This is a genomic window from Flavobacterium sp. KACC 22763, assembly GCF_028736155.1.
Classification (GTDB): Bacteria; Bacteroidota; Bacteroidia; order Flavobacteriales; family Flavobacteriaceae; genus Flavobacterium.
Genome location: NZ_CP117879.1, coordinates 321957 through 343491, shown reverse-complemented (window position 1 = coordinate 343491; position 21535 = coordinate 321957). Strand labels below are relative to the sequence as shown.

At 34.9% G+C, this 21535-nt stretch carries 10 protein-coding genes; all 10 read left to right on the top strand.

Annotation, left to right across the window (positions count from 1 at the left end):
* Nucleotides 1-607: 607 nt before the first annotated feature.
* The 10 genes from PQ463_RS01480 to PQ463_RS01435 all read left to right on the top strand — a co-directional run bounded on the left by PQ463_RS01480 (nt 608) and on the right by PQ463_RS01435 (nt 21411).
* A complete protein-coding gene (locus PQ463_RS01480; RefSeq protein ID WP_274255973.1) occupies nt 608-3694 on the top strand; it encodes a SusC/RagA family TonB-linked outer membrane protein in 3087 nt (1028 codons plus the stop codon).
* 36 nt (nt 3695-3730) lie between these two features.
* A complete protein-coding gene (locus PQ463_RS01475; protein ID WP_274255972.1) occupies nt 3731-5242 on the top strand; it encodes a RagB/SusD family nutrient uptake outer membrane protein in 1512 nt (503 codons plus the stop codon).
* A 98-nt stretch (nt 5243-5340) separates the two neighbouring features.
* Complete coding sequence (locus tag PQ463_RS01470; protein WP_274255971.1) at nt 5341-6747, top strand: aryl-sulfate sulfotransferase; 1407 nt, start codon at nt 5341-5343, stop codon at nt 6745-6747.
* Nucleotides 6748-6760: 13 nt separating this feature from the next.
* Nucleotides 6761-7762: a c-type cytochrome gene (locus PQ463_RS01465; protein ID WP_274255970.1), complete on the top strand. Its 1002-nt coding sequence runs from the start codon at nt 6761-6763 to the stop codon at nt 7760-7762.
* A gap of 37 nt (nt 7763-7799) precedes the next feature.
* Nucleotides 7800-10802 carry a glycoside hydrolase domain-containing protein gene (locus PQ463_RS01460; RefSeq protein ID WP_274255969.1) on the top strand — a complete coding sequence of 1001 codons (3003 nt, stop codon included), beginning with the start codon at nt 7800-7802 and terminating at the stop codon, nt 10800-10802.
* 262 nt (nt 10803-11064) lie between these two features.
* On the top strand, nt 11065-14160 hold the full coding sequence (locus tag PQ463_RS01455) for a DUF5107 domain-containing protein (protein WP_274255968.1): 3096 nt from the start codon (nt 11065-11067) through the stop codon (nt 14158-14160).
* Nucleotides 14161-14181: 21 nt separating this feature from the next.
* Nucleotides 14182-16365, top strand: coding sequence for a M1 family metallopeptidase (locus PQ463_RS01450; protein ID WP_274255967.1), 2184 nt, complete (start codon nt 14182-14184; stop codon nt 16363-16365).
* A 196-nt stretch (nt 16366-16561) separates the two neighbouring features.
* Complete coding sequence (locus PQ463_RS01445) at nt 16562-18322, top strand: alpha-1,3-galactosidase-related protein (RefSeq protein WP_274255966.1); 1761 nt, start codon at nt 16562-16564, stop codon at nt 18320-18322.
* A gap of 348 nt (nt 18323-18670) precedes the next feature.
* Nucleotides 18671-19990 (top strand): DUF3472 domain-containing protein, encoded by a 1320-nt coding sequence (locus tag PQ463_RS01440; RefSeq protein WP_274255965.1) that lies wholly within the window; start codon nt 18671-18673, stop codon nt 19988-19990.
* Nucleotides 19991-20031: 41 nt separating this feature from the next.
* The gene (locus PQ463_RS01435; RefSeq protein WP_274255964.1) at nt 20032-21411 is read left to right on the top strand and encodes a Gfo/Idh/MocA family protein; all 1380 of its coding nucleotides are present in this window, start codon (nt 20032-20034) and stop codon (nt 21409-21411) included.
* The last annotated feature ends 124 nt before the right edge of the window (nt 21412-21535 follow it).

Sequence of the window (21535 nt, the reverse complement as noted above, 5' to 3'; positions counted from 1 at the left end):
TTTTGACTTTTTTCACCATGACCAATATAGTTCAAAAATTGAATAGAAAAACAAATCAAATTCATAATTAAATCTAAAATTCTACCCCTTTCTAAGATAAGAAAAGACTGTTTAATTTTTACGTTTTTAGTTTAGTGATTGCGAAATTCATAAGTTTTTAATAAATCCTTATTTATAATTCAAAAAACCATCAATTTCGCATACACTGCTTTTTCAAAATTATTTTAAAAATATCACAGCAATTTAAGTCAAAAAAAACGATTCGCATAATTTTATGTGCTCGAGAACATGAATTTTGTGTGTTCGAGCACATTTTTTGTGTTTTTTCTTGTTTTATAAAAATATAATCTCTAGTTTCGTCAGAGATTAATCTTAAAACTAAGTTAATTATGCAAAATTTCAGGTGATTTTTAAGCTTAAAAAAAGAAGAAAAACGAACTAAACAAGCAGTGTTTAGAAGCAAAAAAGAAGCATCGGGTTTGTATAAAAAACAGTTCAATCGAAAACACAACTAAAAAGACAAAATGAATTTCCAGATCAAAAAAGAAATCTAAAACCTACAAACAAAGAAAAAACAATTAAACATTAACCAAAACCAATTCAAAGTATGAAATTATTAACCCAAAAAAAGCCAAGAGATTTTCGGCTTAACAATTTATCCCGCAAAGAAATCGGAATAACAGTTCTCTCGTTATTAGTTTTTACATTTCAAGCTTCTGCAGCTTCTTCTATAAATATTTCTGAAAAAACCAATACAGCGCTGTTTTTTGAAAAAACTGTAAAAGGTACAGTAAAAGATCAGAACGGTATGCCTCTTCCAGGCGCCAATGTTGTGGTTAAAGGTAGCACGAAGGGCGTTCAGACTGATGTAGACGGAAGTTTTGTTATTACAGTTCCTGACAATGCAACAAAATTGGTGATTACTTACATTGGTATGGAAGATCAAGAAGTAAGCATTGGAAGTTCTCCTCTAAAAATTGTCATGAAAGAAGCTGGACAAAAATTAGACGAAGTTGTTATTGGATACGGAAAGTCTAAGAAAAAAGACCTTACGGGCTCTGTAAGTTCTCTTAGCAAAGACAATTTAAACTTAGGCGGAACGGTTGCAAACGTCGGACAAGCTCTTCAAGGACGTGCTTCTGGAGTACAGGTTCAGCAAAATAGTTATGCGCCAGGAACAAATCCGTCAGTAATAATTAGAGGAGGAAACTCTATCAATACTTCTAATGCTCCGTTGTATGTTGTTGACGGATTCATTACCAGTACTGGAGCTTCGATAAGCCCAAATGACATTGAAAACATTCAGATTCTTAAAGATGCCGCTTCTACAGCAATTTACGGTGCTCGTGGAGGAAATGGGGTAATTTTGATTACAACAAAAAAAGGAAAGGCTGGAAAAATGAATGTTGAGGCTGAGATTTCTGATGGTTTTCAAAATATCATAAAAGAGCCTTCTTTAATGACTGGACAGCAATATGCCGATTATCAGAATGCTCTTAATACTGAAAACGGACGACCACCACTTTTCCCTTCTAGTTTTCCTGTTGCCAACACTAACTGGTTTGACGCTGCAACTCGTACAGGAGAAGTGCTTAATAGAACGCTTACATTTAGCGGAAGTGACCAAACTTCAAAATTCTTTCTTTCTGGAAACTATTTAAAACAAACTGGAGCTATCGTAAACACTGATTTTGAAAGATACAGTGTGAGAATGGGAGCTGAGAAAAAATTCAACGATAAGCTGAACATGGGTATGAATGCTTATGGTGCTGTTGCTGAAGGAAATAATAGCGATTTTGGCGATAATATTTTATCTCCAATGTTCTCTATTCAGACTGCTCCTCCAACTATTCCAATTTACAATGCTGATGGTTCATACTATAAATTCCAAGGAAAAGACAATGCCTTAGCACTTTTACTGGAACCTACTGACCACATTATTAATAGATTGGTAAACGGAAACATGTTTTTAGATTATCAGATTATTAAAGGTTTAACATACCACTTTGGCGCTGGTGCTGAATGGCAGGAAAATATTGAAGGAAAATATACTCCTAGTACTTTAGTAGCTGGAGCTGCGTTAAAAGGTTCAGGTTCTGAGGAAAACAAAACCTATTTCAGATGGAGTACAGAACAGTATTTAACGTATAAATTTGACATTAAAGAAGTACATGCCATTACAGCAATGATTGGTACTTCTAACCAAAAAGATACATACGAGCGAGTAAGAGCGGCTGGAACAGGTTTCTCTAGCGACTTATTGACTTATTACAATCTGCAAGGTGCTTCAGTTTATTTAAAACCTGAAACGGAAAAAACAGAAACGAAATTGACTTCTTATTTTGGAAGGTTAAATTATGCATTCAACGATAAATACTTAGCCACTTTCACTATTAGAAAAGACGGTTCTTCTCGTTTTGGTCCAAACAATAGATTTGGTATTTTCCCTTCTGGAGCTGTTGCTTGGAAAATTTCTAACGAATCTTTTATGCAAAACGTAAAAGCAGTTTCTGAACTTAAATTGAGAGCGAGTTATGGTATTACAGGTAGCGATGGTATTGGGGATTATGCTTACATGAGCCGTTTGTCTTCTTGGGGTGTTACTATTGCTCCAGATGAATTTGTTGCAGGAACAGAACCAGCAAACCTAGCTAACCCAAATCTAAAATGGGAAGAAACAGCTCAAACTGATATCGGTTTAGATTTAGGTTTATTTAATGACAAGCTTTCTATTACATTCGATTACTACAAAAAAAGAACTACAGATGCTCTTTTAAATGTTCCTGTTGGAGGATGGTGGGGATTTGGCACTCAAAGAATTAACTCTGGAGTTATTGACAATCATGGTATTGAGTTAGGAATAAGCACTACGAACTTTAGAACGGATAAATTTACTTGGACTACTTCATTAAATGTAGCTTACAATAAACAAGAAATTGTATCTCTTGCTGATAACGTTAAAATTATTAGTACAAATACTTCTAACCCAAGTGGAGTAGTTTCTGGTCAAGAATTTACAAGATTGGAGCCTGGAAAAGAAATGGGAGTTTTATATGGTTATAAATATGCAGGAGTTATCAAAACAGGAGAAACTTACGCGCCTCAGCCTTTATCTGCACCTGGAGATCCTAAATATGTAGACATTGATGGCGATGGTACTATTACAGCAAAAGACAGAACCTATTTAGGAAATACTATTCCTCATTATGTAGCTGGTTTTAATAACGATTTCAGATATAGAAATTTTGATATGAATATCTTTTTCCAAGGCGCTTTTGATTATTCAGTTTACAATATGACTGCAATGGTGGGAGAGTCTTCTACAAGCACTGATGCATTAAATCGTTGGGTTGCTGGAAAAAATGAGAATACAGATATTCCGAGAGACGGATATTACAAAAGCAAATACGGAAGTTATGTGAATTCTAAATTTGTAGAAGAAGCTTCTTACTTACGTCTAAAAAATGTTTCTATCGGATATACAATTCCAGAAAGTGCATTAAAAACTGTGAAGTTTATTGACAACATCAGATTATATGCAATCGGACAAAATTTATTGACGATTACAAATTATTCTGGAAATGATCCTGAAGTAAATGGACACTCTACGAACAATTTAGGCGGTGGAATCGATTTTAACTCATTCCCAGCTTCGAGAACTTTTATACTTGGAATTAAAGTAGCAATTCACTAGTCTAAAATGCTTTATAGTAACATTAAATTGATTAAAATGAAAAAATATACAATCTTATTACTTTTACTTGCCGCTGGAACACAAGTCTCTTGCAATCAGGATCTTGATCCCACGGTATATAGCAGCTTGACTAATACCAATGGGTATCAGACAAAGTCGGATGCTATTGCGGCTATCAATTCCATTTATGGAAGATTAAAAGGGCCATCTGTAGGCGATAACTTCTCGTATTGGGCTACAAGGCACTTTGCTTTGACTGATATTGCTACAGATTTAGGACACTGTCAATTTGGAGGAGATCCAGGACAATTATCATTGGGAACTTGGAATTCTGCAAACGGTCTTTTAAGAGAAGACTGGAACGCGATGTACAAATTGATTGCCAATGCAAACAACGCTATTTTCAACATTACACCAATGGGCGGTATTACAGCTGCAGAAAAAGCACAATTTATTGCAGAAGCTAAATTCTTAAGATGTTCTGCTTATATGGATTTGACAGACTCTTGGGGTCCTGTAATTCTAATTACAGAAGCAAACTTAGGAAACCCTGGGTATTTAGATCAAACTCCGCCTTCATCTGTTGAAGAAATCGATGCTTTTATGATTAAAGAATTAACTGAAGCTGCTGATGTACTTCCTGTTAATTACAAAAACAATGATATTTACGGTACAAATGATGTAGGACGTGCTACAAAAGGTGCAGCACTTACATTATTAGCAAAATTATACTTGAGAAGCCACGATTGGCAAAAAGTAGTTACCTATACTCAAAAAGTAATGGATTTAAACGAATACCAACTTTATCCTTCTTACTTAGGTTTGTTTAAAGAAAGTAACAAATGGTGCAGCGAAAACATCTTTTCTTCTTTAAGTGACGCCAACACAAACGGAACAGAGTTATTAAACCACTTTGGCCCTGTTGATCACCCTGTAGTTCAAAACAGATGGCAGTATTATACTGTAAACTGGGATTTCTACAACACTTTTGGTGATGAAGATGAGAGAAAACAATGCTTTTTCCCAGAATTTATGGGTACAGATGGTCTTCTTCATAAACAAGCACCTTCATTGGGAGCTCAGCCACCAGCTGGAGAATTATATATGCAAGACGTTTCTACAAAAAAATATGCTGATGATGAAACTACAACTTATTATGATGGCCATAGTGTAAATATCCTTCGTTATGCCGATGTTTTATTGAGCAGAGCTGAAGCCTTAAACGAAATCAGTGGACCAACTCAGGAAGCAATTGATCTTATCAATAAGGTCAAAGGAAGATCGCATGCTAAGCTTTTAGTTTTATCTGGCCAAACGCAAACTAGTTTAAGAGATGCTATTTTGCAAGAAAGAGGCTGGGAACTTTTCTATGAAGGAAAACGCCGTGCAGATTTGATCAGAATGAACAAATATGATGTTTTAGTAAATGCGTACCACCTTAGAGTTGGAGAGGCAGCTTTAATCAAAATGCCACAAAACAAATATTATACTTATCCACAAAGTCAGGTTGACCTTAATCCAAATTTAAGCAACGCCGACAGACAATAAAGAATACCTATCAAGAATAGACAGTTAAATGTCTGTCTATTCTTGATTTTTAATAACAATAAAAGTATTTTTCTGTTTCACAAAAAGAAGCTTTTCAGATGATTAAAAAAATAATAGTAAAAGGAAGTTTTATTTTAGTCTTGCTGGCATTCGCTAGCTGTTCTAAAAGCCAAATTATCTCTAATATCAATATTGGCACTCATAGCAACAACGAATTGAAAATTCAGATCGATGTTACTACGAATGACCAAGCGCAGGTATATGCAGAATATTGGTCGGACAAAGAAGGAAATCAAAATAAAATAACCTCTCCTATTTCAAAATCTGGTCTTAAACACTCGCTGGTACTTTGCAACATCACTCCAGAAACTAAGTATAGTTATCAACTAGTTACAGTTCAAGACGGAAACAAACAAACTAGTAAAGTTTATAATTTCAAATCTAGAAAACTTCCAGAATGGCTTCAAAAACAATTCAAAGCCAATTGTCCGAAACCAGAATTGCTTCCTGAAAATTTCAAAAAAGGCTTTATGCTTTTAGCGAAAAGAGAAACTCCCGGAACGGCTTATATTGTAGATTACAAAGGAAATTTAAGATGGTACCATACGCTTGAAGGAACTGGATTTAAAGTTACTCATTTTACAAAAGACCAAACCATTCTTTCCATTTTAGGAACAAATGACGAACCAACAAGTTATGGAAGCGAAATTCTAGAAATTAACCTTCAAGGCGATACTTTAACTCACATCAAAAAAGGTGAAGGCGATTTGAAGCAAGTTCTTCATCACGAAATCATAAAAAAATCGGCTGACGAAATTGTCGCTTTAACTGTTGAACAAAAAATAATTGATTTAACTTCTATTGGAGGAAAAAAACAAGATACGATCAACGGAGACGGAATTGTAATCTTAAATAAAAAAGGAAAACAACTCTGGAAATGGAGTGTTTTTGATGACTTAGATCCGTTTAAAGATAAAGATTTAATAAAAACTAAAAAGGATTGGACACACGCCAACAGCTTGAGCTACGATACAGATGGAAACTTTTTAATTTCTTTCTACAACAATGGTCAGATTTGGAAAATCAATTCTAAAACAGGGAAAGTAATCTGGAAATTAGGAAAAGGGGGCACAATGAAAATGGCTCCGGACACCAATTTCTCTCAGGCGCATGCCGCACATATTGATCAAGAAGGAAGTTTATTGTTTTTTGACAATGGTGTCGATATAAAACAATCTTCTGTTTTTGCCTTAAAAGTAGATGAAAAAACTAATTCAGTAAATCTGGATTTTCATATAAAATTGCCAAAAGATATTTACAACGACCGAATGGGAAGTGCGTATATGATCAATAAAGACCTCTTTTTGGTTTGTTGTTCTAAAAGACATATTACCGTTTTAACCAATAAAAAAGGTGTTTTGTTATGGGCTTTAGAATCTGAAATTCCGCCATACAGAACCATCTTTATTCCTGAAGAAAAACTAAAACCTTTTCTTCTAAATTAAAAAAATAGTACCCATGAAAAAAACAATTCTTATCGGACTTTTTTCAGCATTTTCAATAGCTGTTTTCAATTCCTGTACTAAAACCAATTCTCAAACTTTAGCTTCAAAAGCAATCGAAGAAGGAGAAGAAGATGAAGGTTACATCACAATTGATACTTCTCAAATTCCAGATGATCAATTTGGAGAATCGGTTCGCTATGGTAGAGAATTAATGATGAAAACGGCTTATTATATTGGTCCAAACGGAAAAAACGGACAATACTTAGGCAATAAAATGAACTGCACCAATTGTCACCAAGATGCGGGAACAAAACCTCATGCATTCAATTTAATGTCTTCGCATGACAATTATCCACAATATCGCGGGCGCGAAAACAAAGTACTTACTTTAGCAGAAAGAGTTAATAACTGCATTATGCGTCCGCATTCTGGAAAACCGCTTCCGTTGGATAGTAAAGAAATGGTGGCGTTTTTATCCTACTTTAAATGGATCAGTAAATTTGTTCCAAAAGACGGTAAGTTTAAAGGAGCTAAAAATTTAGAAATCGAATTTCCAGATGTTGCCGCAAGCCCAGAAAGAGGAAAAGTTTTATTTGCTGAAAACTGCGCAAGATGCCACGGAAATAATGGTGAAGGAGTTTATAATGCAGATAAATCAGGCTATACTTATCCTCCACTTTGGGGACAATACGGTTATCAGCCTGGTTCAAGCATGCACCGCGTGATCAAACAGGCACAATGGCTAAAAAGCAATATGCCTTATGATAAAGTTCAACTAGGAAAACCGTATCTTACAGACAAACAAGCGCTTGATATTGCAGCTTATGTAAATGACGATTCACAGCATACAAGACCAAATCCTAAAACATTTGATTATCCGGATAAAATGGGTAAACCTATCGATTATGCACACAGTCCGTTTAATGATAATTTCTCTGAAGAACAGCATAAGTATGGACCTTACAAACCCATTATTGCTTACTGGAAAAAACAAGGATGGAAAGCCGTTTACTAAACTCAAAATATACTATTTAACCTGATTATACAATACAATGAAACTAAACCTAAACAACACAACGCTTTTAAGCAGAATAATGATAATGTGTCTTTTCGCAATCAGTATTCCGCTAACTGCACAAATAAAATATTCAGACGGAAATGACAGCTGGAATCCGAATCAATTAGGAAATCACCGTGCTGTAGTTGCTTTTTCTGGTTCAGGAAATGTTGCTAAAACAACAATCGAATGGCGAAGAAGAGACACGAATCCAGAACTTAAAAAAATTATCGTTCAAGATGCGTCTGGAAAAGAAATTCAGAACATAAAAACCGAAAATATCAATAGAGAAAACGGAACTATTTTCTTTGAACCTATTTCAGGAAAAGGAACATACTACGTTTATTATATGCCTTATGTAGACGAAGGAACGGCTAATTACCCTAAAGGAATTTATCAGAAACCAGAAAACAAAGCCGATGCTAAATGGCTTACTAATGTAAAGACAAACTTAAAAGACAATGCGGCTGTAACAGAAATTCAGAGTGTAAATGCTTTCAACAGCTTTTACCCAATGGAAGTAATTGCAACAGCTGCTGAAACTTCGGCTCTTGTAGCAAAAAATAGCGGGAATTCATTTTTAGTTTTCCCAGAAGACAGAGAACATTCGATCAAATTAAAATCAGATTTGCCACAAAGATGGATTCAGAAAGGTGTTCAAAACAGTTTTTCTGATACAGCAATGAAAGGTGAATATTTAGCTTTTCAATTAGGCGTTTATGCTCTTGAAGATTTAAAAAACATAAAAGTAACTTTTACCAATTTAGTAAGTACAACTGGCGCAACAATCGAAGCGAAAGATATCAGCTGTATCAACACTGACGGAACGAAATATGACGGTAATCCTTTCACCAATACTGTTTCTGTTTCAAAAGGAAAAATTCAGGCAATGTGGTGCGGTATCGATGTTCCGCAAACCGCTGCTGCTGGAACTTACAACGGAAAAGCAACTGTAATTGCTGACGGAAAATCAAAAGAAATCAATCTACAAATTACGGTTTCTAACCAAGTAACGAAAAACGGAGGCATCGACAGTCCAGAAAAAATGACTCGTCTAAAATGGTTAAACTCAACTTTAGCTCAGGAAAATACAGTTATTGCTCCTTACACTCCATTAACAGTAAACAATTCTGAAATTTCATTATTAGGAAGAAAACTGATTGTAGCTCCAAACGGATTCCCTGCGCAAATTCAGACTTTCTTTACTCCAGAAATGACTTCTGTAACAACAAAAGCAAATGATGTTTTAAGCTCACCAATCGATTTTCATTTTGTTGATGCATCAGGAAAAGAAGTGCAATGGAAAAACAGCGGTGTAAAATTCACCAAAAAAGAAGCTGGAACGGTTTCTTGGGAAAGCACTTCAACTTCAAAATCAGTTCAAATGGATGTAAATGCTTCTGTTGAATTTGATGGTTTCGTACATTATATCGTGAAAGTTACAGCTCTTGAAGATGTTGCCTTTAATGACATTAATTTCCAAATGCCAATGCAGCCAACATCTGCAAAATACATGATGGGATTAGGTCAAAAAGGTGGAGATCGCCCTGCAACTTTCGACTGGAAATGGGATGTAGCACATAAAAACCAAGACGGCGCTTGGATTGGTGCTGTAAACTCTGGATTGCAATTTTCTTTGAGAGACGAAAAATACAGCCGTCCATTAAACACGAATTTCTATTTACAAAAACCTTTGTTATTGCCAACTTCTTGGGGTAACGAAAATAAAGGGGGAATTACAATTACACCTAACCAAAAGTCAGTTTTAGTAAACGCCTACAGCGGTGCTAGAACAATGAAAAAAGGAGAAGTGTTATACTATAATTTCAATTTGTTAATTACCCCTTTCCATACAATTAACACAGATTTTCAATGGGATACAAAGTTTTACCACAGATACAGCCCAATCGATTCTATTGCTAAAACTGGCGCAACGGTAATCAATATTCATCACGCAAATGCGATCAATCCGTATATCAATTATCCTTTTATCGAATTTAAAAAGATGAAAACCTATATCGATGAAGCGCATGAAAAAGGATTAAAAGTAAAAATCTACAATACAGTTAGAGAGGTTTCTAACAAGGCTTATGAGACTTTCGCTCTTAGAAGTTTAGGTCACGAAATCTATTCTCCAGGAAAAGGCGGCGGATTCTCTTGGTTGCAAGAACATGTTGGCGACGATTATATCGCAGCTTGGTTTGTTCCTGAAATTAAAGATGCTGCAATTGTAAACAGCGGTATGAATCGTTGGCACAATTACTATGTTGAAGGTATGAACTGGCTAACTCAAAACGTTGGTATCGACGGAATTTATCTAGACGACGTTGCTTTTGACAGAATCACAATGAAACGTATCAAAAGAGTTTTGACGAAAGACGGACATCCTGGAATTATCGATTTGCATAGTGCGAACCAATACAACAAAAGTGACGGTTTTAACAACAGTGCCAACTTATATATGGAGCACTTTCCGTACATCAACAAATTATGGTTTGGAGAATACTTTGATTACGAAAAAAATCAGCCTGACTTTTTCTTGACTGAAGTAAGCGGAATTCCGTTTGGATTAATGGGAGAAATGCTTCAAGATGGTGGAAATCCGTGGAGAGGAATGGTTTATGGAATGACAAACAGATTGCCTTGGAGCGACGGTGCTGACCCAAGAAACATCTGGAAAGTTTGGGATTCTTTCGGAATTAAAGGTTCTGAAATGATTGGATACTGGAGCGAAAACTGTCCTATAAAAACAAACAACGACAAAGTTCTGGCAACAGTTTACAAAAAGAATGGAACAGCTTTAATTTCAATCGCAAGCTGGGCAGATGCTGATGTAAATGTGAAACTAAACATCGACTGGAAAAAACTAGGAATCAATGCTGCAAAAGCAACTATTACGGCTCCAGAAGTTACCAATTTCCAGTCTGCAAAAACATTCACAACAAAAGACGAAATAACTGTTCCTAAAGGAAAAGGATGGTTGTTGATTGTGAAGTAATAATCTGATTCAAGATTTTTGTGCCATTAGGCACTATATATTGGTAGAAAATATATGTTTAGAGTATATCAAGCGTGCCGTAGGTACGCAATAATTATCGTTTTGTTGCGTACCTACGGCACGCTAAATCTATTCCGACTCATGTTTTTCTACCAATATATAGTGCCTAACGGCACTTTAACACCAATTAATGCCTATTAAATCATTGAAATATATTTAATCTGTGGCAAAAAAATAACCACAAATAACCAAGCTCTCCATCATGAAATTTAGACCATTACTATCCTTTTTACTCCTTGGAAGCCTTTTTGTCACTGCACAAAACAACCCCACTATAAAAGAATACAAAAAAGTATTTACCACATATCCGTTCTCAGATCCTGATCCGATTCCGAAACCAGATACCAAGTTTTATCCGTATTTCCGTTTTGATGGTTTTACCGATAAACCGATTCAGAAAGAATGGAAAGTAATCGAAATTGAAAACGATTATATCAAACTGATGATTCTACCAGAAATTGGCGGAAAAGTCTGGTCGGCTATAGAAAAATCTACAGGAAAAGATATTGTTTACAATAATCATGTGGTAAAATTTAGAGACATTGCCATGCGCGGACCGTGGACAAGCGGCGGTGTTGAAGGCAATTACGGAATTATCGGCCACACGCCAAACTGCGCTACTCCTGTCGATTATAAAATCATAAATCGAGAAGACGGAAGCATTAGCTGTGTCATTGGAGTTTTAGATTTATTGACAAGAACTTCTTGGAAATTAGACATCAATCTGCCAAAAGACAAAGCCTATTTTACCACAAATTCGTTTTGGTCAAACACAACCGAATTTGAACAGCCTTATTATACTTGGATGAATACGGGAATAAAAGCAGCCGAAAATCTGCAGTTTATTTACCCAGGACAGACTTACATTGGTCATAACGGAGAATACAATTCGTGGCCAATTGACAAAGAAAACGGTAAAGATTTATCATTCTACAAAAACAACAATTTTGGCGGTTACAAATCGTATCACGTATTCGGGAAATATGATGATTTCTTTGGAGGATATTATCATGACGAAGATTTCGGAATGGGAAGATACGGCAATCACGATGATAAACCGGGCAAAAAAATATGGATTTGGGGATTGTCTCAGCAAGGAATGATTTGGGAAAAATTATTAACCGATACCGACGGACAATATGTAGAAGTGCAAAGCGGAAGACTGTTTAATCAAGCGAGCGAAGGAAGTAATCTTACACCTTTCAAACAGCGCTCATTTGCGCCTTATCAAACGGATACTTGGACCGAATATTGGTTTCCTGTAAAGCAGACGAAAGGTTTTGTAAAAGCGAATAATTATGGTTCTGTTAATATTAAAAACGAAAACGGCTGGCTAAAAATCTATTTTTCTCCGCTTCAAAAATTAAATGAAAAAATTGAAGTTTTTGAAAACGATAAAAAAGTGTATTCTAAAGATATTGCTTTGAATACCATGCAAACTTTCAAAGATTCAATTCAGGTAAAAGTCGATTCTAATAAATTGAAATTTGTTTTAGGCGGAAATAAACTCGTTTGGAATTCTGCTCCTGAAGACGGAAATATTAATCGTCCTGTCGAAATTCCAAAAGATTTTGACCATAATTCGATTTACGGATTGTATTTGCAGGGGAAAAATTACATCAGTTTTAAAGATTATGTACTTGCCGAAGAAAAACTAAATGCCTGTTTAAAATTAGATGCTAACTACGCTCCTGCTCTTTCCGCATTAGCTTCTTTGCAAATCAGAAAATTAGATTACAAAGCTGCTGTAAATACAGCAAGCAAAGCTTTGTCAATTGATACGTACGATCCTTCTGCCAATTATTTTTATGCTTTGGCTAATTTCCATTTAGGAAATAATACCGATGCAAAAGATGGTTTTGATATTGCGGCTGCAAGCGTTGAATTTCGCAGTCCTGCTTACACCGCTTTAAGCAAAATTTATTTAGCAGAAAACGATCTTTCAAAAGCGGTTGAATATGCTGAAAAAAGCTTAATCTATAATCAATACAATGTAGAAGGTTTACAGGTTTTAGCGGTTTTATATCGTCTACAGAATAATTCCGATAAAGCAAATTCGGTTTTAAAAACCATTACAAAATTAGATCCGCTGAATCATTTCGCTGATTTTGAAAAATATCTTTGGAACAATTCAAACGATTCTAAAAATGCCTTTACTTCTGCTATTCAAAACGAAATGCCAGAACAGACTTTTCTTGAATTAGGAATCTGGTATAATAATATCAGTCGAAAAGAAGATGCTCTTAAAGTGTTTTCTATTGCAGAACCTAGTGCTGAAATTATCTATTGGAAAGCCTTTTTAGAAAATAAATCGGTTGATGTAAGCAAAATCAAACCTGGAACAAGTTTTCCTTTCAGAAATGAAACTGCTGAAATTTTGAAATCATTAATTAAAACGAATGATCAATACCAATTAAAATATCATTTAGGTTTAATTGAATGGAATCGTAACAGCATTTCAGAAGCTAAAAGATTGTTTTCAGAATGCGGTTCAAAACCAAATGATCCTGCGTTTTATGGAGCTAAAGCTTCTTTATTCAAAGACGATGCTTCAATAGTATTGGTAAGTCTTCAGCAGGCAATAAAATTGGATCCGCAAGGCTGGAGATACCATAAAATGCTGGCAGAACATTACATCGCTCAAAAACAATTTGATAAAGCGCTTACAACGGCTGAATCTTTCTATAAAAAACATCAAGACAATTATTTGATTGGAATGCTTTACGCTAAAACTTTATTGCTAAATAAAAAATACCGTGAAGCCGATTCGTTCTTAACCAAATTGCAAATTCTTCCGTTTGAAGGTGCAACAGCAGGAAGACAATTGTATCATGAAGCTAAATTGATGCAGGCTTTAGCAGAAATCAAAAACAAGCAGTACAAAAAAGCGTTACAATTTATTGCCGATGCCAAACTGTTTCCAGAGAATTTAGGCGTTGGAAAACCGTATGACGAAAACATAGATGAAAGACTAGAAAACTGGCTGGATCATCAATGTTATAGCAGTCTTGGAAATAAAGAAATGGCTTCTAAATCTTTAGATAAAATAGTGGCTTTCAAACCGGTAGTTGATAATACGGTTATGAACTTCCTTCCGGCAAACAATCTTGTTTCGGCTTGGGCAATTGAGAAAACTTCTTCCTCACAAGAGGCTGAAAAATGGATTAAAACTCAGGCCAATTTATATCCAACTAATAAAATAATTCAGTGGACTTTATTGTCTTACACCAAAAAATCATCGAATATTTTGAGTGAAGATGAAAAAGACGGCGAAGTCAGAATTATTGAAAAATTGTAAAGAACTTTCAAAAACAATAAAATGAAAAACCATTTTTTAAAATATATTTTTTTGGGTCTTGTCGTTTTGATGAGTCCAAAAATTGAGGCACAAAACAAAGCAGAAAAGGTTGATGAATTATCCATTTATCGCGCTACTCCTTTAAAAACACACGATTTAATTCATACCAAACTGGAAGTTTCTTTCGATTATGGAAAACGCTATTTGTATGGAAAGGAATGGATTACTTTAAAACCGCATTTCTACGAAACTGATTCGCTTAAGCTAGATGCAAAAGGAATGGATTTTAAAGAAATTGCTATTATCGACGGCAAAAAAAGTATTCCGTTACAATACAAATACGATAACGAGGAACTTTCTATCGCTTTAAACAGAAAATACAAAAAAACTGAAAAGTACACGATTTTCATTAATTACACTGCCAAACCAGCAGAACTAAAAAGCAAAGCCGGCGAATCGATTACCAACTCAAACGGATTGTATTTTATTAATCCTGATGGAAAGGGAGACAAACCAATACAAATATGGACGCAAGGCGAAACAGAAGCTTCGTCTTGCTGGTTCCCAACAATTGACAAACCAAATCAGAAAACAACTTCTGAACTTGCTATGACTGTTGAGGCTAAATATACTACACTTTCAAACGGTAAATTGGCTTCGCAAAAAGTAAATAAAGACGGAACAAGAACGGATATCTGGAAAATGGAACAGCCAAATGCGCCTTATTTGTTTATGATGGCCGTTGGTGATTTTAAAATCTATAAAGATTCTTATAAAGGTAAAGAAGTCAGCTATTATTTAGAGCCAAAATATGCGCCGTATGCCAAACAGATTTTTTATAAAACGCCAGATATGATGAATTTTTACGGCAAAATGCTTGGCGTAGAATATCCTTGGGCGAAATATGCGCAGATTGTGGTGAAAGATTATTTTGGTGGTGCAATGGAAAATACATCAGCAACCGTTCATGGTGAATATGTTCAGAAAACAGAACGAGAATTATTAGATGATAATCAAGAAAGCACCATTGCTCACGAGCTTTTTCATCAATGGTTTGGAGATTATGTAACGGCTGAATCTTGGTCAAACTTAACCATGAATGAATCGTTTGCCACTTTTGGAGAAGTGCTTTGGCACGGGCACGATGCCGGACAAGATGCGGAAGACAGATCGCGTTATGAAAAATTGCAGAATTATTTGCGTTCTCAAAAAAATGGTGACAGTCCTATTTTAGCACGTTTTCATTACAAAAATGCAGACGATATGTTTGATAATATCAGCTATTCTAAAGGTTCGATTATTTTATATGCCATGAAAAATCAAATGGGTGATGAAGCATTCTTTAAAGGACTAAATCATTATTTAACCACAAATGCTTATAAATCTGGCGAACCGCATCAATTGCGTTTATCGATGGAAGAAGTGACTGGAAAAGACTGGTTGCCTTATTTTGAACAATGGTATTATAATGCTGGAAGTCCGATTCTGGATGTGACTTACAAATATGCCAATGGAAAAGTTATCATTACAATAAATCAATCTCAGGATAGTTCGGTGCAAACCTTTACACTGCCTTTAAAAGTTGATTTTTACGTAAACGGAACTAAAATCAGAAAGGATATTTTAATTAATAAAAGACAGCAAAGCTTCAGTTTTGACATTTCTTCAAAACCTGAATTTATAGATTTAGATCCAGATAAGATCTTAGTTGGAGAAGTTAATGTAGATAAAAAAACGGCTGCTGATTATCTTTATCAATATAAAAATGCGCCATCGTATTACAACCGAATTGAAGCTATAAAATTTGCGTCAAAAGACAGAAGTCAGGAATCACAGCTTATTTTACTGGAAGGTTTAAAAGATCCACAAGAAGATTTAAGAGTATTGAGCATCAAAGCAATTGATTTAAATGAAAAACAAACCAAAGATCAGGTTTTAAAAACACTTCTTGATATTGCTAAAAACGACAAAAAAACTATTGCAAGAGCAAATGCTATTGTAAAATTAGCTTCTACAGGCGATGCTTCTTATAAAAGCTTAATGGAAGAAAGCATAAAAGAACAATCATACAACGTAATTGCAGCTGGATTATCAGGATTAACAAAATACGCGCCAGCCGAAGCAGATAAAGCATTAGCTTCATTAGATGACGATACCCAAAAACATGTAACGCCATTAATGAAAAGATTTAGTAGTCAAAAATAATTAGTAAGAATCCTTTAGGTCTGTTTTTGTTTTTGAAAACCTCTCTAATTTGGTTCATTAGAGAGGTTGTTTTTTTAACTAAAAATCTCAACTAAAAATGCAAAAATTCTTTTTAACATCCATCTCATTTTTTTTGTTAACCATTTGCACTGCTCAAAATAAGGTAAAAAAAATAAACGTAAAAGATTATGGTATTATGGCTAATACCAAAGAAAATTTAACTGCAAAAGTTAATCAGCTTATTGAAGGATTGGGAAGCGAATCTGTAGAAATAATTTTTCAGAAAGGACGTTATGATTTCTATCCTGATGCCAATTATTACAGAACTTATTATGAGAGCAATACTTATGATGCCGATACCAGAAAACTGGCCATTCTCATAAAAAACAAAAAAAATATTACGATTGATGCTCAGCAATCTGATTTTGTGTACCATGAGCATATTCAGCCTTTTACATTAGATAATGCAGAAAACATCACAATCAAAAATGTAAACATCGATTGGGATGTTCCTCTAACATCTGAAGCCGAAATTATTGAAGCAGATGAAAATCACATTCTAATGAAAATTGATATAGCTCAATCTCCCTACAAAATCCATGAAAAAGGTTTGACTTTTATAGGAGAAAATACTAATGAAAACTGGGCGCTCTCTGAAGGTTCGTGGTTAATTGAATTTGACAAAAACCATATTATTCCAGCAAATACCGGTGATAATGGTTGTGTAAAAGGAGATTTAAAGAATGTAATTTACAGCGAAGTAAAACCAGGATTGGTAGTAATGAAAGGAAATTTTACCAAAACACCCGCCGTTGGAAACTTTGTAATATTAAGACACGGAAAACGTGATCACGCTGGAATGTTTTTATTTCATAGCAAAAACACTAAACTAGAGAATATTAATGTTTACCATACTTCTGGATTAGGAATTCTATCTCAATACTGCGAAAATATTGAGATGAGAAAAGTAAATATGATTCCAAATCCTAAAAAAAATCGATATCTCAGCGGACATGATGATGGTTTGCATTTTATGGGATGCAAGGGCGAAATCATAATAGACAATTGTGACGCACAAGGCCTAATGGATGATCCTATTAACATTCATGGAACCTATGTGCCGGTAATGCAAAAAATAGACGACTATTCGGTAAAATGTAACTTTGGACAAAATATGTCTCACGGATTATTATGGGCTGTGACTGGAGATAAAGTTGGCTTTATTCAGAAAAAAGAAATGAACACGATGTCTTACGGAATTGTTTCAAGTTTTGAACCGTTAGATGTAGATCATTTTATTATCAGATTCAAAGAAAAAATTCCGACCGATATAGATGCCAATTTTGTTCTGGAAAATCTAAGTTGGACGCCAAATGCTACAATTACAAATTGCTTTGTGGGCAGCAATCGTGCGCGTGGTTATTTAATATCTACTCCAGGAAAAGTGGTAATATCTAATAATATTTTCGAAACCAGTGGCTCGGCCATTCTTATAGCGGGAGATGCAAATTATTGGTTCGAAAGCGGTGCTGTAAAAGATATTACCATCAAAAACAATGAATTTAGATTTCCTTGCAATTCCTCTTATTATCAATTTTGCGAAGCAATTATAAGCATTTATCCTGAAATTCCAGCACCAAATGCTTTGCAGCCATTTCATAAAAATATAAAAATAGAAAATAACAGTTTTAACCCTTCAGACTACCCTATTCTTTACGCCGTTTCTGTAGACGGATTAAGTTTTAAAAACAATTTGATCAAGCGTAGTTATGCTTTTACTCCTTGGTATCCAGAGAAATACAACTTTAGAATTGAGGCCTGCAAAAATGTAGAAATTAGCGGAAACAAAATTGAAAAAGATGTATTAGGAAAAAATATTCTTCTGACAGGAATGCAGCCAACGGAGCTAAACTTAAAGAATACAGAATTAAGTGTTGAGATAGCAAAACCAAATTAAATTCTACTTCGAATTTAAAAAGAATATGCATTTTTTATAGTCTCTTGGTAAAGATCCTTTTTTTTATGTGCTCGAGAACACATAATAAGTGTGTTCGAGCACATATTTATGTTTTTTCTTGTTTAATCAAAATATATTCAATAGTTTCGTTAAATAATTAAAAGCAAGCATTGTTTTATTTGCCATCTCACAACACCTCAACTATCTCATTAACAGATTACAACATAAAAAAACAAAGTATTTAAAAAACATAATTAGATTTAAAACATACGTTTTTGATTTTTAAAACCTCTTTAATTCGATTTGTTACAGAGGCAATTCAAAAAAAGAAACGAATTCATCAATCAAATGAAAAAAATTGTATACTTATTACTTGCTTTGGCATTAATTTCTTTTTCTCCTATAAAAGATGCTTCTTTCGTTGAAAGGAACACAATAGAAGACCCAAAAACAAAAATTTCACTGCCGCTTGCAGGAAATGCCTTCAGTTCTGAACATATTGACGGAAGCAATACCATTACAGATAATGGCATTGAAAATTGGACAAACCCTAATGAGTTTTTCACTTTATATTTTAAGATTTCAAAACCTGGAATTTTTCAATTTACGGTTGAAGAATCTGTTGAAGTTTTTGGAAAATCAGAAGTTGAATTTTCTATAAATAACGAATCTAAAAAAGTAGCGTTCAGCTCTTCAAAAAAAGCTATTTCCATTGGAACTTGGACAATAAAAAAAGAAGGCTATGTTGCTTTAAAGATAAAAGGAATCAGTAAAACTGGTGATCGCTTTCCTTCTATAAATCGTTTAGAAATTTCAAGCAAAGATTTTAATGGAAAAATATCTTATGTGCCAAACAATGAAGGTAACTTTTATCATTGGGGACGTCGCGGGCCTTCTGTTCATTTGAACTATCAGGTTCCAGAAAATGTCAATGCAGAATGGTATTACAACGAAATTACTGTTCCTAAAAATGAAGATAAAATAGGTTCTTACTTTATGGCAAATGGTTTTGGCGAAGGCTACTTTGGAATTCAAGTCAACTCTGCGTCAGAAAGAAGAATTCTATTTTCAGTTTGGAGTCCATTTACAACAGATGATCCCAAAAGTATTCCTGAAAATCAAAGAATTAAAATGCTCAAAAAAGGAGAAGATGTTCACACTGGCGAATTTGGAAGTGAAGGTTCAGGAGGTCAAAGTTATTTGAAATACAACTGGAAAGCTGAAACAACATATAAATTCTTATTAAGAGGAACTCCTCAAAGCAATAATTCAACAATTTATACCGCTTATTTTTATGCGCCAGAATTAAAAAAATGGTTGTTGATTGCGAGTTTTAATCGTCCGCAAACACATACTTATTTAAAAAGATTTCATTCCTTTTTAGAAAATTTCATTCCGGAACAAGGTAATTTATCACGAAAAGTTCTATTCAACAGTCAATGGGTTTGCGATGAAAAGGGGAATTGGACTGAAGTTAATTCAGCTCGTTTTACAACAGACAATACAGGAGCAAAAGGATATCGAATGGACTTTGCGGGCGGACTGGAAAATGATTCATTTTACTTAAAAGATGGCGGTTTCTTTGACGCATTCACAACACCAAAAACAATATTTACAAGACCATTAAACAATAAAAAACCAGAAATAAATTTCAATACTCTGCCATAATTGACGAAGTATTGATCAACAAAAAACAAATTAATTTACTCATGAAAACTACATTTTTTAAATCGGCAATAGTTCTTTTTCTTTTGTTTGGATGGACGATTGCTTCTGCACAAATGATTAAGACCAAAACTCCTTCTCGCCCAAAAGGACAGCAAGACGTATTAAGAATGGCTGCAGATCCAATTCCGACGGTTCGTGTTGCCTTTATCGGACTGGGAATGCGCGGTCCGGGCGCGGTTGAACGTATGACACATATTCCCGGTGTAGAAATTGTGGCGTTGTGCGACATGACTCAGGAAAATACTTCAAAATCGAATGAAATTTTAACGAAAGCTGGTTTTCCAAAAGCGCAAGAATTCTATGGCGATGAAAATGCTTGGAGAAAAGTTACAGCCTTGCCAAACGTAGATTTGGTATATATTGCTACAGATTGGAAACATCATGCTATTATTGGAGTTCAAGCCATGAAAGACGGAAAACACGTTGCGATTGAAGTTCCAGGCGCTTTAACCATGAAAGAAATCTGGGAACTGATTGATACTTCGGAAAAAACGAGAAAACACTGCATGCAATTGGAAAATTGTGTTTATGATTTCTTCGAATTGACTACTCTAAACATGGCACAGCAAGGCGTTTTTGGAGAAATTCTACATGCAGAAGGTTCATACATTCACGGTTTACAGCCATTCTGGGGAGAATACTGGAATAACTGGAGAATGGACTACAACATCAAACACCGCGGGGATGTTTATGCGACACACGGGATGGGGCCTGCGTGCCAGGCATTAAACATTCACCGTGGTGACAAAATGAATTTCTTGGTTTCTATGGATACAAAAGCCGTTGGAAATCCTGCTTACATTAAAGAAAAATCAGGACAGGAAATTAAAGATTTTAGAAACGGAGATCACACGATGACAATGATTCGCACTGAAAACGGAAAAACAATCCACATTCAGCACGATGTTACTTCTCCTCGTCCCTATAGCAGAATGTATCAGTTGAGCGGTACAAAAGGATTTGCTAACAAATATCCATTGGAAGGTTATGCGCTTGACGGAAAAGAGTTAGGTGATGATGTAAAACCAAACCACGAAAAATTGAGTGCACACTCTTTTGTTCCTGAAGAAGTAAAAAAAGCTTTAATGGAAAAATACAAACATCCAATTGCAAAAGGAATTGAAGAACAAGCCAAAAAAGTAGGCGGTCACGGCGGAATGGATTTCATTATGGATTATCGTTTAATTCACTGTCTGCAAAAAGGACTTCCTCTTGATATGGACGTTTACGATTTAGCGGAATGGTCTTGTTTAGGGCCATTAACAGAGATTTCTCTTGACAATAATTCTGCTCCCGTTGAGATCCCAGATTTTACTCGTGGAGGCTGGAACAAACTTAAAAAATTAGAGTTTTCAGAATAAAATATTATTGGTTAGTTAGTAAGGGACAAGAGGGCAAAGTAGATGTTGCTCTCTTGTCTGTTTTAGACAATTCGTAAAACAAAAAAGCCACCTGATTTTCTCAGATGGCTTCTTTTATTTTTGA

Coding starts and splice junctions, on each gene's coding strand:
- PQ463_RS01480 (WP_274255973.1), top strand. CDS start 608: ATGAAATTATTAACCCAAAAAAAGCCAAGAGATTTTCGGCTTAACAAT.
- PQ463_RS01475 (WP_274255972.1), top strand. CDS start 3,731: ATGAAAAAATATACAATCTTATTACTTTTACTTGCCGCTGGAACACAA.
- PQ463_RS01470 (WP_274255971.1), top strand. CDS start 5,341: ATGATTAAAAAAATAATAGTAAAAGGAAGTTTTATTTTAGTCTTGCTG.
- PQ463_RS01465 (WP_274255970.1), top strand. CDS start 6,761: ATGAAAAAAACAATTCTTATCGGACTTTTTTCAGCATTTTCAATAGCT.
- PQ463_RS01460 (WP_274255969.1), top strand. CDS start 7,800: ATGAAACTAAACCTAAACAACACAACGCTTTTAAGCAGAATAATGATA.
- PQ463_RS01455 (WP_274255968.1), top strand. CDS start 11,065: ATGAAATTTAGACCATTACTATCCTTTTTACTCCTTGGAAGCCTTTTT.
- PQ463_RS01450 (WP_274255967.1), top strand. CDS start 14,182: ATGAAAAACCATTTTTTAAAATATATTTTTTTGGGTCTTGTCGTTTTG.
- PQ463_RS01445 (WP_274255966.1), top strand. CDS start 16,562: ATGGCTAATACCAAAGAAAATTTAACTGCAAAAGTTAATCAGCTTATT.
- PQ463_RS01440 (WP_274255965.1), top strand. CDS start 18,671: ATGAAAAAAATTGTATACTTATTACTTGCTTTGGCATTAATTTCTTTT.
- PQ463_RS01435 (WP_274255964.1), top strand. CDS start 20,032: ATGAAAACTACATTTTTTAAATCGGCAATAGTTCTTTTTCTTTTGTTT.